The organism is Streptomyces sp. NPDC058637 (assembly GCF_042717325.1).
GTDB lineage: Bacteria > Actinomycetota > Actinomycetes > Streptomycetales > Streptomycetaceae > Streptomyces.
The window spans coordinates 60743-73918 of the sequence record NZ_JBHXRD010000009.1 but is presented as its reverse complement, the minus strand read 5'-3'; the positions used below and the strand labels follow the sequence as shown (position 1 = coordinate 73918).

14 protein-coding genes are annotated in these 13176 nt (G+C 70.7%); 3 read left to right on the top strand and 11 right to left on the bottom strand.

Annotation, left to right across the window (positions count from 1 at the left end; translation table 11 throughout):
• Nucleotides 1-29: 29 nt before the first annotated feature.
• Nucleotides 30-1607: an alpha/beta hydrolase gene (locus ACFWVP_RS11270; protein WP_384495620.1), complete on the top strand. Its 1578-nt coding sequence runs from the start codon at nucleotides 30-32 to the stop codon at nucleotides 1605-1607.
• Between the two features lie 97 nt (nucleotides 1608-1704).
• On the opposite strand, the gene ACFWVP_RS11265 is transcribed toward ACFWVP_RS11270, so the two are convergent.
• The 7 genes from ACFWVP_RS11265 to ACFWVP_RS11235 all read right to left on the bottom strand — a co-directional run bounded on the left by ACFWVP_RS11265 (nucleotide 1705) and on the right by ACFWVP_RS11235 (nucleotide 8568).
• A complete protein-coding gene (locus tag ACFWVP_RS11265) occupies nucleotides 1705-2754 on the bottom strand; it encodes an NAD-dependent epimerase/dehydratase family protein (RefSeq protein ID WP_384495619.1) in 1050 nt (349 codons plus the stop codon).
• A 65-nt stretch (nucleotides 2755-2819) separates the two neighbouring features.
• On the bottom strand, nucleotides 2820-3533 hold the full coding sequence (locus ACFWVP_RS11260) for a lysophospholipid acyltransferase family protein (protein WP_384495617.1): 714 nt from the start codon (nucleotides 3531-3533) through the stop codon (nucleotides 2820-2822).
• 517 nt (nucleotides 3534-4050) lie between these two features.
• Nucleotides 4051-4209 (bottom strand): hypothetical protein, encoded by a 159-nt coding sequence (locus ACFWVP_RS11255; RefSeq protein WP_014157621.1) that lies wholly within the window; start codon nucleotides 4207-4209, stop codon nucleotides 4051-4053.
• A gap of 66 nt (nucleotides 4210-4275) precedes the next feature.
• Nucleotides 4276-5226, bottom strand: coding sequence for a cytochrome c oxidase assembly protein (locus ACFWVP_RS11250; RefSeq protein WP_384495615.1), 951 nt, complete (start codon nucleotides 5224-5226; stop codon nucleotides 4276-4278).
• Nucleotides 5227-5337: 111 nt separating this feature from the next.
• Entirely contained in the window at nucleotides 5338-6363 is a 1026-nt protein-coding gene (locus tag ACFWVP_RS11245; protein WP_384495614.1) for a 6-phosphofructokinase, read from the bottom strand.
• 203 nt (nucleotides 6364-6566) lie between these two features.
• Complete coding sequence (locus ACFWVP_RS11240; RefSeq protein WP_384495613.1) at nucleotides 6567-7295, bottom strand: type 1 glutamine amidotransferase; 729 nt, start codon at nucleotides 7293-7295, stop codon at nucleotides 6567-6569.
• A 34-nt stretch (nucleotides 7296-7329) separates the two neighbouring features.
• Nucleotides 7330-8568, bottom strand: coding sequence for a MurT ligase domain-containing protein (locus ACFWVP_RS11235; RefSeq protein WP_384495611.1), 1239 nt, complete (start codon nucleotides 8566-8568; stop codon nucleotides 7330-7332).
• Nucleotides 8569-8681: 113 nt separating this feature from the next.
• On the opposite strand from ACFWVP_RS11235, the gene def reads away from it, so the two are divergent.
• Entirely contained in the window at nucleotides 8682-9227 is a 546-nt protein-coding gene (gene def / locus ACFWVP_RS11230; protein ID WP_384495609.1) for a peptide deformylase, read from the top strand.
• Between the two features lie 67 nt (nucleotides 9228-9294).
• Here the strand turns inward: def and ACFWVP_RS11225 are convergent, their stop codons facing one another.
• Complete coding sequence (locus tag ACFWVP_RS11225) at nucleotides 9295-9945, bottom strand: TetR family transcriptional regulator (protein WP_384495607.1); 651 nt, start codon at nucleotides 9943-9945, stop codon at nucleotides 9295-9297.
• A gap of 176 nt (nucleotides 9946-10121) precedes the next feature.
• Between ACFWVP_RS11225 and ACFWVP_RS11220 the strand changes: the two genes are divergently transcribed.
• A complete protein-coding gene (locus ACFWVP_RS11220) occupies nucleotides 10122-11348 on the top strand; it encodes an acyl-CoA dehydrogenase family protein (protein ID WP_384495605.1) in 1227 nt (408 codons plus the stop codon).
• Between the two features lie 48 nt (nucleotides 11349-11396).
• On the opposite strand, the gene ACFWVP_RS11215 is transcribed toward ACFWVP_RS11220, so the two are convergent.
• Genes ACFWVP_RS11215 through ACFWVP_RS11205 form a run of 3 tightly spaced genes read right to left on the bottom strand, consistent with a single transcriptional unit; the run spans nucleotide 11397 to nucleotide 13062 of the window.
• Complete coding sequence (locus tag ACFWVP_RS11215; protein WP_384495603.1) at nucleotides 11397-11888, bottom strand: glutathione peroxidase; 492 nt, start codon at nucleotides 11886-11888, stop codon at nucleotides 11397-11399.
• A 32-nt stretch (nucleotides 11889-11920) separates the two neighbouring features.
• On the bottom strand, nucleotides 11921-12463 hold the full coding sequence (locus ACFWVP_RS11210; protein ID WP_384495601.1) for a GNAT family N-acetyltransferase: 543 nt from the start codon (nucleotides 12461-12463) through the stop codon (nucleotides 11921-11923).
• 23 nt (nucleotides 12464-12486) lie between these two features.
• Nucleotides 12487-13062, bottom strand: a complete 576-nt coding sequence (locus tag ACFWVP_RS11205; protein WP_384495599.1) for a helix-turn-helix domain-containing protein — start codon at nucleotides 13060-13062, stop codon at nucleotides 12487-12489.
• Nucleotides 13063-13176: the final 114 nt, after the last annotated feature.

The window sequence follows — 13176 nt, the reverse complement described above, 5'->3', positions numbered from 1 at the left end:
GCGGCGCCACACACAGGGGGAGGTTCCACTTGAGACGCACAACAGTGCTCGGTTCGGCCGGCACTCTGATCGCGGGCACGCTCATAGCGGGCGCGATAGCCGTGCCGGCCGCCGGTGCCGACGGCCGGCACCACGGTGGTACCGAGGCGCGTGGCGTCCAGATCGCCGCCGCTAAGGCGGCGAAGGCGGGCATCGACTGGGCTGACTGTCCGGCCGAGTGGGCGATCGCCGTACCCATCCAGTGCGGATGGGTGACCGTACCGCTCGACTACGCCGAGCCGCACGGCAAGCAGATCGAACTCGCCGTCGACCGGCACGTCAGCACCGGCACGAAGGCCGAGCGCCAGGGCGCCCTGCTCTACAACCCCGGCGGTCCCGGCGGTTCGGGCATGGCGTTCCCGAAGCGCGTCGTCACGAAGAACCCGCTCTGGGCGAACACCGCCAAGGCCTACGACTTCGTCGGCTTCGACCCGCGCGGTGTCGGCCACTCGGCGCCCATCTCCTGCGTCGACCCGCAGGAGTTCGTCAAGGCGCCGAAGGCCGACCCGGTGCCCGACAGCGAGGCCGACAAACGCGCGCAGCGCAAGCTGGCCGCCGAGTACGCGGACGGCTGCGTCGAACGCAGCGGCGACATGCTGCCGCACATGACCACGCCCAACACCGCACGCGACCTGGACGTCATCCGCGCCGCACTCGGTGAGAAGAAGCTCAACTTCCTGGGTGTCTCCTACGGCACCTACCTGGGCGCGGTCTACGGCACCCTCTTCCCGACCCACGTGCGCCGCATGGTGGTCGACAGCGTGGTCAACCCGGCGCAGGACAACATCTGGTACGAGGCCAACCTCAACCAGGACGTCGCCTTCCAGACCCGCTGGGACGACTGGAAGGCGTGGGTCGCGGAGAACGACGCCGCCTACCACATCGGCGACACACCCGAGGAGGTCGAGCAGGCGTGGCTGACCCTGCGCGCGGCGGCCAGGAAGAGCCCGATCGGCGGCGTCCTCGGCCCGGCCGAGCTCATCGGGTTCTTCCAGGGCGCGCCGTACTACGACTCCGCCTGGGCACCCACCGCCCGGATCTGGAGCGACTATCTGGCCGGCGACACGCAGGCGCTGATCGACGCCGCTGCTCCCGACCTGTCGGACACCGCGGGCAACGCCCGTTCGGAGAACAGCAACGCCGTGTACACGGCCGTCGAGTGCGCCGACGCCAAGTGGCCCACCAGCTGGAGGAAGTGGGACCGGGACAACACCCGGCTGCATCAGGAGTACCCGTTCATGACCTGGGCCAACGCCTGGCTGAACCTGCCCTGTGCGACCTGGTCGGCCGAGCAGCAGACCCCGCTGGACGTCAGGACCGGCAAGGGCCTGCCCCCGGTGCTGATCGTGCAGTCCACGCGTGACGCCGCCACTCCCTACGAGGGCGCCGTCGAGCTGCACAAGCGGTTCAAGGGATCCCGGCTCATCACCGAGAAGGACGCCGGCTCCCACGGAGTCACCGGCCTGGTCAACCCCTGCGTCAACGAGCGGGTGGACACCTACCTGCTCACGGGGAGGACCGACCGCCGCGATGTGACGTGCGCACCGCACGCCGCGCCGAAGCCGTAGCGCTGCTCCCGCCGCGCCGAAGCCGTAGGCACCACCCGGTCCGGGTGACGGGCCGGCGGCCGGGATTCCACCCGGCCGGCGGCCCGTCCCACCGGCCTCAGACCGTACGGTCGTACCGCTCCAGCCAGGCGTCCTCCGCCGCGTAGTCGAAGAGGCCCTCGCCGTAGTTCCGCAGCATCTTCGGGAAGGCCTCCGTCCACTGCCGCCCGTGCAACCGGGAGGCGAGCCACTCGACGGTCTCCGGGAGCGACTCCGCATAGCCCGTCACCGGCTCGTAGCCGAGCTCCCGACCGGCGGCCGTCATGTCGTAGACGATGGGATGAGCGGCGGTCCACGGTGTCTCGCCGACGCCTCCCCCGGGAGGGGCGCCCGCCACCAGCACCGTCTCGGTCGTCCGGCCGAGCACGCAGTCGACGGCCGCGCCGATCTCGGCGACCGTCGGTGCCTGCGGGTCCCCGGCGTTGAGCACCCGCGAAGCGGGCCGCAGGGCGGCGAGCCGAATCAGCTCCGCGAGGTTGGAGACATGGACGGGATGGAAGCGGGACTCCCCGTCGTACGCGAGCACCCGGCGTGCGCGTCCGTCCAGCAGCCGCTTCACGAAGTACAGCTCGCGCGGCGTGCGGCAGTGGGGCCCGTGGATCGCCCCCGCCCGCAGCAGCGTCACCGGCAGCGTGTCACCGGCCGCGAGCAGCTCCCGCTCCAGCCGGATCTTCCGCGTGGCGTACGTCGTGTCCCCGGGCGCGACGGTGCGCTGCGATTCGGGGATCGGCAGCGGATAGCGGGGAGCACCACCGGGCTTCTCCTGCGTGTCGAAGCTGCGCCCCTCGGTGTCCTCGTAGACCGCGCCGCTGGATATCACGACAGCCGATCCGATCCGGCCGGCCAGCCCCGTCAGCTGCCGGGCGTGGGCCCCGTCGAACGCCACCATGTCGACCAGGACGTCACAGCCGTCGCCCAGCGCGGCGGCCGTCGCGCCCTCCGCCTCACGGTCGAGCGCCACACAGCGGACATCGGCCGGCCAGCCGTCGGCCCGGCCGCCCCCACGCGACGCCGCAGTCACGTCCCAGCCGTCCTCGGCCAGAGCCAGCACCGCGCCCCTGCCGATCTGCCCCGTGGCGCCCAGTACGAACGCTCGTCCTCTGCTCATACGGGAAACGCTAGGCGCCCCGACACCGCCGGGCCAGGGCTGTCTGCCAGGAGCAGATTCCGCCCTCAGCTCCGGCGCCGGGGGAACTTCCTGGGCTGCTCGGCCTGTGCCGCCTCCTTCACCTTGGCCGCGTACTCGTCGACGTACTCCTGTCCGGAGAGGCCGAGTACGGCGTACATGATCTCGTCGGTCACCGCCCGGATCGCCGCCTTCTGGTCCTCCAGACCCGCGTAGCGGGAGAAGTCCAGCGGCTCGCCGAAACGGATCGTGACCCGCTTGATCCGGGGCACGACCTTCCCGGGCGGCTGGATCTCAAAGGTGCCGACCATCGCGCACGGAACGACCGGGACGCCCGCCTTGATCGCCATCACGGCGACCCCGACCTTGCCCTTGTACAGGCGTCCGTCGTGCGAGCGGGTCCCTTCCGGGTAGATCCCCAGCAGCTCGCCCTTGCCGAGCACCCCCAGCCCCTCGCGGATCGCAGCCTGCCCCGCGTCCTTGCCCGACCGGTCCACCGGAATCTGCCCGGCGCTGTGGAAGAAGGCGGCGGTCAGCCTTCCCTTGATGCCCGGACCGGTGAAGTACTCGGCCTTCGCGAGGAACGTGATACGCCGCTTGATGATCGCGGGCATCAGGAAATGGTCGGAGAACGACAGGTGGTTCCCCGCCACGATGGCGGCGCCGTCGTCCGGAATGTTCTCCAGTCCTTCGATACGGGGCCGGAACACCAGCCTCAGCAGTGGTCCCAGCACGACATATTTCAGGACGTAATAGAACACTGTCTCTCCCCACTCCAGATCGGCCGGTGACCGTGTTCCACCAGGTCACGTGACACAACCTCGCACATCGCCGAACTCCGCGTGCGCCGACCGTGCCCACCGCCCGGTCCGGACGGGAGCGCTCTCCTGGGCCGGGCCGGTCGGTCATTCACTCCCGGTCGGGTACCCCGATGCCGACGTCCCTGAACGGACCTGCGAGCGCGCAATACCGCTCGGCGCCGATCCGGTGGCGTTTCCAATGGCCCGAGCCGCCAGGGTGGTGTGCGCGATCGCGGCGCACGAACATGGCCGGTCGGCCGCAGGAGCGTCGGTCGCGTCCCGGATGCCGGCCGCCGTGGCCGAAGCGGCCGCCCCGCGCACGAGGCCGAGCGCCCCGACCGGTCAGCGGCGAGGCCGCCGCCGCGGCATCCTCCACCTCACGTGGAAGTACCGTCCCCCGCTCCTCCTCCGCCGCGGTACGCCGCGAGATGCCACCCGCCGCCCGCGCGGCACGGCCGTCCGGCCCGGCGCCCCGCGCTCAGGTGTCCCGGGTGGCCAGCATTCCCAGAGTGGCCAGTCCCAGGACCACCCAGCCGAACCAGAGCCAGCCGTTGCTCCCCAACGCCACCGTGTACGCGGTCACCGCGACCAGCGTCCCGACGGTCAGCACTCCCATGGTCTTCGTGGATCCGGGCATGGGCGCACGCTCCTCACCGGCCGCACGGCCGTTGAAGCCATGGTCACCCCGGAGGTGTGCCGGGCGCTACTGTCCGCGCGCCTGCAAAGAGGCCAGATAGGCGTTGTACGCGTTCAGCTCCTTGTCACCGTCACGGTCCGCGGCCCGGTCGGCACGCTTGGCCGTACGCTGTTCGGAGCGGTACCACTGGAAGACCAGCGCGATCAGCACCAGCACGGAGGGGATCTCGCTGAAGGCCCAGGCGATACCGCCCGCGGCGGACTGGTCACCCAGGGCGTCGATCCCGAGCGAGGCCGGAGGGTTCGTGTACGTCTCCACCATCGGCTGGCTCGCCATCATCAGCGCGATGCCGAAGAACGCGTGGAACGGCATGCCCGCGAAGAGCTCCAGCATCCGCATCACGTAGCCCGGCCGGTGCGGCCCCGGGTCCACCCCCATGATCGGCCAGAAGAACACCAGGCCGACCGCGAGGAAGTGCAGCATCATCGCGAGATGGCCGACCGTCGAGCCCATCAGGAAGTCGAACAGCGGGGTGAAGTAGAGCCCGTACAGGCTCGCGATGAAGAGCGGGATCGTGAACACGGGATGCGTGATGATCTTCATGTAGCGGCTGTGGAGGAGCATGAGCAGCACCTCGCGCGGGCCGGTGCGGCCTCGTCCGGCCACCGGCAGCGCCCGCAGCGCCAGCGTCACGGGCGCACCGAGCAGCAGCAGGATCGGCGACAGCATGCTGATCACCATGTGCTGCACCATGTGGACGCTGAACATGACCATGCCGTAGTCGTTGAGTCCGGTGCACGTCACCAGGGCGATGGTCAGCACACCTACGACGAAGAACGCGATCCGGTTGACCGGCCAGCTGTCACCCCGCCCGCGCAGCCGCAGCACCGCGTACCCGTACAGGACGAGCGCCGCGACGCAGCCGGTCAGGAAGAACGGGTCCGCGGAGAATTCGAGCCCACGTCCCAGCGTGAACGGCGGCAGATCCATGTTCATGCCGTGCCCGCTGTGATCCATCTGTTCACTCCCGCTGGGGACGTCCCCGTTTCGTGCCGGTTGTCCGCTCCAGAGTAGAACCGCCCCCGGCCGCGGTCGCGGCCGGGGGCGGTCCACAGGACGCCGTACGGATCAGAGCACGCACTGGGCCTCGGCGTAGCGCTCCGCCGGGACCGTCTTCAGGGTCTCCACGGCCGCCGCCAGCGGAACCATCGTGATGTCGGTGCCGCGCAGGGCCGTCATCATGCCGAACTCACCGCGGTGAGCGGCCTCCACCGCGTGCCAGCCGAAGCGGGTGGCCAGGACACGGTCGTACGCGGTCGGTGTGCCGCCGCGCTGGACGTGCCCCAGGATCACCGGGCGGGCCTCCTTGCCGAGGCGCTGCTCCAGCTCGCCCGAGAGCTGCGTCGCCACTCCGGCGAACCGCTCGTGACCGTAGACGTCCTTGGTGCCCTGGGTGAAGTCCATCGAGCCCTCGCGCGGCTTGGCGCCCTCCGCGACGACGACGATCGCGAACTTCTTGCCGTCCGAGAAACGGCGGCCGACGAGCGCGGTCAGCTCGTCGATGTCGAAGGGCCGCTCGGGGACGACGATCGCGTGCGCGCCCGCCGCCATGCCCGAGTGCAGGGCGATCCAGCCGGTGTGCCGGCCCATGACCTCGACGATCAGCACCCGCTGGTGCGACTCGGCCGTGGTCTTCAGCCGGTCGAGGGCCTCTGTCGCGACGCCCACGGCCGTGTCGAACCCGAAGGTCACGTCGGTGGAGGCGATGTCGTTGTCGATGGTCTTGGGCACACCGACGATGGGCAGCCCCGCCTCGGACAGCAGATTGGCCGCCTTCAGCGTGCCTTCACCGCCGATCGGGATGATCGCGTCCAGACCGAGATCGGCGACATGGCCCCTGGCCCGCTCCACACCGTCACGCAGGTGCGCGGGCTGGACCCGGGACGAACCGAGGATCGTGCCGCCCCGGGCGAGGATGCCGGCCACCGCGTCGAGGTCCAGCTTGCGGTAGTCGCACTCGAGGAGGCCCCGCCAACCGTCGTGGAAGCCGATGACCTCGTCACCGTGGTCGACCACCGCGCGGTGCACGACGGAACGGATGACGGCGTTGAGGCCGGGGCAGTCGCCGCCGGAGGTGAGCACACCAATTCGCATTGCCCGGGAAACCTTTGCAACGTGGGCCGACGACCGGACCACGTCGTCCGGTTGGATCCCCGCCACCCTACCGGCGCAAGGTGGCGGGACCGAACCCACTGTCCGACTGCTGGACGTACACCAGCCGTACACGAAACCCCACGATCGCGGACGGCCCGTCAAGAGGGCGTGTCCGCACGGAAGGCCGTGCAGGCCGGAGGACGTCAGGCGGGCGTCGTCGCCGAGGCGATCCGCTCGGCGCGCAGCGCCTCGTACCAGCGGTCGTCGCACGGCGGCAGCGCGTTCACATCGAGGGCCAGCTTCAGCAGGTGGTCGGCGATCAGCGGATTGCGTGCCAGCACCGGACCGTGCATGTACGTACCGAACACCGTGTCGTTGTACGCGCCCTCGGTGCCGTCACCCGTGCCGTTGCCCCGCCCGATCCGGGTACGGGCGAACGGCCTGGCCGTCGGGCCGAGGTGGGTGATGCCCTGGTGGTTCTCGAATCCGGTCAGCGGCGGCAGCCCCAGGTTGGGATCGATGTCCCCGAGCACGTCACCGACGCACCGGGCACCCTCACCCCGCGTGGAGATCACGTCGAGCAGCCCGAGGCCGGGCTCGCGCTCGCCGAGGTCGTTGATGAACTCGTGGCCGAGGATCTGGTAGCCCGCGCAGACCGAGAAGATGATCGCGCCGTTGGAAGCGGCCCGGCTCAGCCCGCCGTCGCGGCGCAGCCGCTCCGCCGCCAGCCGCTGCGGCCGGTCCTCGCCCCCGCCGATCAGGTAGATGTCGCCCGAGGTCGGGATGGGCTGGTCGCTGCGCACGTCGACGCGCGACACGTCAAGACCGCGCTGCCGTGCCCGGCGCTCCACCACGAGGGCGTTGCCCTGATCGCCGTAGGTGCTGAGGAGGTCCGGGTAGACCCACACCAGCCGCAGGCCGTTGTTGCTCATGCTTCGTCCTCTCCGGGGGTGGCCCGCGCCGGGGTCAGTTGCCGACACGACGGCGCAGATCCTGGAAGGCGGTGTAGTTGGCGATGACCTCGATGCGGCCGGGCGGAGACATCTGGACGGCCTCGTCCAGGGTCTCGCAGACACGGAAGTCCAGCCCGGCGACCTCCAGGCGGACCGCGAGGTCCAGCTTGCGGTCACCGAGCACGAAGATCGGGTGGCCGTAGAGCTGGGTGTAGTCGACGTCCCAGAGCCACGAGGTGTCCGTGCCGTCCGCGCCGCGGGCGTTCACGGAGAGGATCACCGGGGTGGGCGGCGGATCGATCAGGGAGAAGGTCTCGAGCCAGCCAGCCGGGTTCTTCGCCAGCAGGAGCCGCAGCTCACGGCCGAGGAAGGTGACGACGTCGTAGCGGCCCGCCACGGCCTGCACCTGGTACATGCGCTCCAGGGCGACCTGGGGCGGCACACCGAACACCGCGGCGACGGCGGCCGAGCTGGTGGCGTTCGCCTTGTTGGCGCGGCCCGGCAGCTGGAGGTGGATCGGCCACGCGGAACCGTGCGGATCCAGTACGTAGTCGCCGTTCAGCGCCCAGCTGGGGGCGGGGCGGCGGAAACCGCACTGACCGCAGAACCAGTCGTCGCCGGGGCGCTGCATCACACCGCCGCAGGACGGGCAGGACCAGGCGTCGTCCTTCCACGCCTGTCCCGCGGCCACCCACACCACGTTGGGGGAGGAGGACGCCGCCCAGACGATCAGCGGGTCGTCCGCGTTGGCCACGATCACGGCCTTCGAGCCGGAGAGGCCCTCACGCCACTTCTCGGCCAGCATCCGGGTCTCCGCCGCGCGGTCGAGCTGGTCGCGGGAGAGGTTGAGCAGCGCGATCACCTTCGGCGTCGTGTCGCGTGCGACGCCGGCGAGGTACTTCTCGTCGACCTCGATCACGCCGTACTTCGCGTCCGAGCCGCCGGCCAGCGCGGAGGTGATCCCCGCGGGCATGTTGGCGCCGAGCGCGTTCGACACGACCGGGCCGGCGGCCCGCAGGGCCTCGGCGATCAGTCTGGTGGTCGTCGTCTTGCCGTTCGTCGCGGACACGAGGATCACGTCCAAGTGCTGCGCCAGCCGCCCCAGCAGGTCGGGGTCGAGCTTGAGCGCCACCCGGCCGCCGATCACCGATCCGCTGCCGCGCCCCGCAGCGCGCGACACCGCCGCCGCGGCTTTGCCCGCCGTCACGGCGAGCTTGGCCCGCGGCGACAACGGCTCCGTGTTGCCTGCCATCGTCCTAGATCCTCCTTGCATAGTCCGCGCCCAGCCTATCGATGTCCGGCACCGCAACCGCACGTCGGCACCGGGCGGAACGTGGAGGTCACCCGGAACGTACCCTTCTCCCCATGCGAAACCGCCCGATCCCCGGCAGTTCCGGACTCGTCCGCGCCATGAGTGTGCTCGGCGACCCGGTGCTCCACAGTCCCTGCGAGGACGTCACCGACTTCGGGCCCTCGCTCGCGAGGCTGGTCGAGGACCTCTTCGCCACCATGTACGCGGCGCAGGGTGTGGGGCTGGCCGCCAACCAGGTCGGGGTTCCGCTCAAGGTGTTCGTCTACGACTGCCCGGACGACGACGAGGTCAGGCATCTCGGCCATCTCGTCAATCCGGTACTCGTCGAGGCGGACGGGATCACCGTACGCGGACCGGAGGGGTGCCTCTCACTTCCCGGCCTCGAAGCGGGCACCCCGCGCTTCGACCGCGCGGTGGTCGAGGGCCGCACCGTCACGGGTGAACCGGTGCGCGTCACCGGCACCGGCTGGTTCGCCCGGTGTCTGCAGCACGAGTGCGACCACCTCGACGGCCGGGTCTACACGGACCGGCTGACCGGTCTTCGCCGGGCCAGAGTGCTGCGCGCGGCCCGGCGGGCGCCGTGGAGGCGTACGGACTGATCCCGGCGTACGGACCGGTCCCGGCGTGCGGACCGGCGTGCGGACCGGCCCCCGGAGGGCCGGCGGTTCAGAAGCCGGGGCCGCCCGGCAGGTCGCCCGCCTCGGCCAGCCTGCCCCAGAGCAGGTCGGCGAGGCTGCGTACCAACTGCTCGCGCGAGCAGGGGCGGTCGCCCAGCCACCAGTCGCCGGCCGCGTGCATCATGCCCACGATGCCGTGGCCCCAGATCCGGGCCATCTGATCGCCGTCGGGTCCGAGATCGACCCGTTCGGAGATCACCATGCCGAGCTCCTCGCCGAGCCTGCGCAGCAACGGGGCGGAGTGCCGGCCGACGTCGAAGCCCTGTTCGGGAGAGGGTGCCGCGTCGTCGGACGGGTGCATCAGGAAGCGGTAGACCTGCGGACGGGCCTCGATCGCCGCGAGATACGTGTCCAGGGTCGCCTCGACCCGCTCGCGGCGCTCGGACGGGGCGTCGAGCGCGGCGCGCAGGGCGCTGAGCAGGGCGTCGGTGTGGCGCTTGGCGAGGGCGCGGTAGAGGCCGCCCTTGTCGCCGAAGTGGCGGTAGAGGATGGGTTTGGTGATCCCGGCCTCCGCGGCGATCGCGTTCATCGACGCCTGCGGGCCTTCCCGGAGGACCACGCGGTCCGCGGCCTCCAGCAGCTCCCGGCGGCGGCGCTCGGCCGCCGTCCGCTGTCGCTCGGCCCCTCGTGTGGTCTCCATGTCGTCTCTCCCCGCCCCCGCAAGCTGTCCCGCGATCTCTTGACGCCCGGGCAACGTAACACCATGCCCTGCGGTGCGCGGATCCGCGGTTGAGCGGTTGACAGTGACTACTTGCTGGTAACAGACTGGTGTTACCGTGAGTAACGTACCGTTGTCCGGCAGTGCTTGGAGGGAACATGGCCGAGTTCACGCTCGAACTCAACGACGACCAGAAGCAGGTCCGTGACTGGCTTCACGGCTTCGCCGCGGATGTGATCCGACCGGCCGCTTCGGAGTGGGACGAGCGTGAGGAGACGCCCTGGCCCGTCATCCAGGAGGCCGCCAAGGTCGGAATCTACTCCCTCGACTTCTACGCCCAGCAGTTCTTCGACCCTACGGGCCTCGGCATCCCGGTGGCCATGGAGGAGCTGTTCTGGGGTGACGCGGGTATCGCCCTGTCGATCGTCGGCACGGGCCTGGCGGCCGTCGGTGTCCTCGCCAACGGCACCGAGGAACAGATCGGCACCTGGATCCCGCAGATGTACGGCGACGCCGACGACGTGAAACTCGCCGCCTTCTGCTCCTCCGAGCCGGACGCCGGTTCCGACGTCGCCTCGATGCGCACCCGCGCGGTGTACGACGAGGCCAAGGACGAGTGGATACTCAACGGCACGAAGACCTGGGCGACCAACGGCGGCATCGCCAACGTCCACGTCGTCGTCGCCGTCGTCGATCCGGAGCTGGGCTCGAAGGGCCATGCCTCCTTCATCGTCCCGCCCGCCACCCCGGGCCTGTCCCAGGGGCAGAAGTTCAAGAAGCACGGCATCCGCGCCTCGCACACCGCCGAAGTGGTCCTGGAGGACGCCCGGGTGCCCGGGCACTGCCTGCTCGGCGGCAAGGAGAAGCTCGACGAGCGCCTCGCCCGGGCCCGTGAACGCGCCCGGTCCGGCGGTGAGCGCGTCAAGAACGCCGCGATGGCCACCTTCGAGGCGTCCCGACCGGCCGTCGGCGCCATGGCGGTCGGCACCGCCCGCGCCGCCTACGAGGTCGCCCTCGACTACGCGAAGACCCGGACCCAGTTCGGCCGCCCCATCATCGACAACCAGGGCATCGCGTTCCAGCTGGCCGACATGCGCACGCAGATCGACGCCGCCCGGCTGCTGGTCTGGCGGGCCTCCTGGATGGCGAGCGCGGGGAAGCCGTTCGACGCGGCCGAGGGCTCGATGTCGAAGCTCTACGCGAGCGAGACGGCCAAGTCGGTCACGGCCCAGGCCGTCCAGATCCTCGGCGGCAACGGCTTCACCCGGGAGTACCCGGTGGAGCGCATGCACCGGGACGCCGCGATCTACACGATCTTCGAGGGCACGAGCGAGATCCAGCGCCTGGTGATCGCCCGCACACTGTCGGGGATGCCCATCCGCTGACGGACATTAGGGGCCGGACCGCACGACGGCCCGGCCCCCGGGGCCGTTCTACTTCTTCGGCAGGTGTGCCTCGATGGCGGTGAGGACCTCGGGGGCCTCCGGCTCGGTCCGGGGCCGGATCCGGGCGACCGGCTCGCCGGCCGGGGAGATCAGGAATTTCTCGAAGTTCCACTGGACGTCACCGGCCGCACCCTCGGCGTCGGCCAGCTTCGTCAGTTCCGCATACAACGGATGCCTGTCCTCGCCGTTGACGTCGACCTTCTCCAGGAGCGGGAAACTGACCCCGTACGTCGTCGAGCAGAATGTCTGGATCTCCTCCGCGGAGCCCGGCTCCTGGCCCGCGAACTGGTTGCAGGGCACGCCGAGCACGGTGAAGCCGCGGTCCCCGTACTCCTTCTGGAGCCGCTCCAGACCGGCGTACTGCGGGGTGAGGCCGCACTTCGACGCGACGTTCACCAGCAGGACCGCGGAGCCCTCGTAGGCCCCCAGCGTGGTGGGCTCGCCGGTAAGGGTGCGGAGCGGGATGTCGTGCAGCGTCATGGAAGGTCTCCTCTGTTGCGTGGCGTCGCTGTTCATTGTGCCGCCAGTGGATTCGCGGGGCCGACCGCCTTGTAGTAGAAGGTGGTCGCCCTCAGTACGCCGGCCGGGTCGCCCGCGTACGCGGGAATCGATCCGCACTCCGTCCAGCCCGCCGCCCTGTAGAGCCGTTCGGCCGGACTGCCCGTCTCGGTGTCCAGGACCAGCAGTGCCAGCCCCTCGGCAGCCGCGGACCGCTCGACGGCTGCCAGCAGGGCCCGGCCGACCCCCCGGCCCCGGGCCGAGGGGCGAACCATCAGCTTGGCGACCTCCGCGCGGTGGCGGGCGTTCGGCAGGGCGGGCATGACAAGGCCGATCGTGCCGGCCAGCCGTTCCCCGTCGCGGGCGATCCAGACCTGGTGGTGCCCCGCCTCGACCGCGACGGCCCGCTCCCGCCACCAGGTGGCGGCGGACGCCCGGTCCAGCGGCCTCAGGAATCCCACCGAGGCGCCGCCCTCCACGGTCTCGATCAGCAGGGCGGCCAGCTCGTCGGCGTACGTGACGAGCTCGGGGCCGGTCACGGGGACGATCTCGGTCATGGGGCGGGGTCCTCTCACGGAGTTCACGGCAGGACGATCAGCAGGGCGTAGCGGGCCCGGTCCGGGCCCGGGCAGTGGAAGCGCGAGGGGCCGCGCAGCCGGAAGCGCAGGCAGTCACCGCGGCGCACGGTGTGCACGGTGTCGTCGACGGTGATCTCGACCGTGCCCTCCAGTACCCAGATGTGCTGTTCCACACCGGGCACCGGTGGTTCCTCGTACGAGAGGGCGGCGCCGGCGTCGAGCGTGCCCTCGACGATCTCCGCGCGCAGGCCGCTGTGCGGCGGTGAGACGGAGCGGCGTACGAACCCGGACCGCTCGTCCCGCCACACCGGCTGCCGGTCGGCGGGCACCAGGGCCGGTGGTGCGGCCTCCACCTCCATCAGCAGCCGCGACATCGTCCGCCCGTACGCCGTGCACAGCCGTCCCAGCACGGTGGCGGTGGGACTCAGCTCGCCGCGCTCCAGCCGCGACAGGGTCGAACGGCTCACCTCGGTGCGCCGCGACAGCTCGTCCAGCGACCACCCGTGTTCGGTGCGGAGCCGGCCCAGCCGGACCGCGAGCCGGGCGCCGACGGAGTCCGGCTCGTCGTTATCTCTCATATCCAGGATCTTATCCCTGAGGAGAGACATGGGGGTGAGCCTCCGGGTCGGTGTGCCGAGTGGGTGATGCCGTGTCAGGCTGATAAGCGAAAGATAAGCCGCATACCGGTTCAT

Excerpts from the sequence above, each read along its gene's own strand:
- ACFWVP_RS11265 (WP_384495619.1), bottom strand. The coding sequence starts at position 2,754 with ATGAGCAGAGGACGAGCGTTCGTACTGGGCGCCACGGGGCAGATCGGC.
- ACFWVP_RS11255 (WP_014157621.1), bottom strand. The coding sequence starts at position 4,209 with ATGCCCGGATCCACGAAGACCATGGGAGTGCTGACCGTCGGGACGCTG.
- ACFWVP_RS11250 (WP_384495615.1), bottom strand. The coding sequence starts at position 5,226 with ATGGATCACAGCGGGCACGGCATGAACATGGATCTGCCGCCGTTCACG.
- ACFWVP_RS11245 (WP_384495614.1), bottom strand. The coding sequence starts at position 6,363 with ATGCGAATTGGTGTGCTCACCTCCGGCGGCGACTGCCCCGGCCTCAAC.
- ACFWVP_RS11240 (WP_384495613.1), bottom strand. The coding sequence starts at position 7,295 with ATGAGCAACAACGGCCTGCGGCTGGTGTGGGTCTACCCGGACCTCCTC.
- ACFWVP_RS11235 (WP_384495611.1), bottom strand. The coding sequence starts at position 8,568 with ATGGCAGGCAACACGGAGCCGTTGTCGCCGCGGGCCAAGCTCGCCGTG.
- def (WP_384495609.1), top strand. The coding sequence starts at position 8,682 with ATGCGAAACCGCCCGATCCCCGGCAGTTCCGGACTCGTCCGCGCCATG.
- ACFWVP_RS11225 (WP_384495607.1), bottom strand. The coding sequence starts at position 9,945 with ATGGAGACCACACGAGGGGCCGAGCGACAGCGGACGGCGGCCGAGCGC.
- ACFWVP_RS11220 (WP_384495605.1), top strand. The coding sequence starts at position 10,122 with ATGGCCGAGTTCACGCTCGAACTCAACGACGACCAGAAGCAGGTCCGT.
- ACFWVP_RS11215 (WP_384495603.1), bottom strand. The coding sequence starts at position 11,888 with ATGACGCTGCACGACATCCCGCTCCGCACCCTTACCGGCGAGCCCACC.
- ACFWVP_RS11210 (WP_384495601.1), bottom strand. The coding sequence starts at position 12,463 with ATGACCGAGATCGTCCCCGTGACCGGCCCCGAGCTCGTCACGTACGCC.
- ACFWVP_RS11205 (WP_384495599.1), bottom strand. The coding sequence starts at position 13,062 with ATGAGAGATAACGACGAGCCGGACTCCGTCGGCGCCCGGCTCGCGGTC.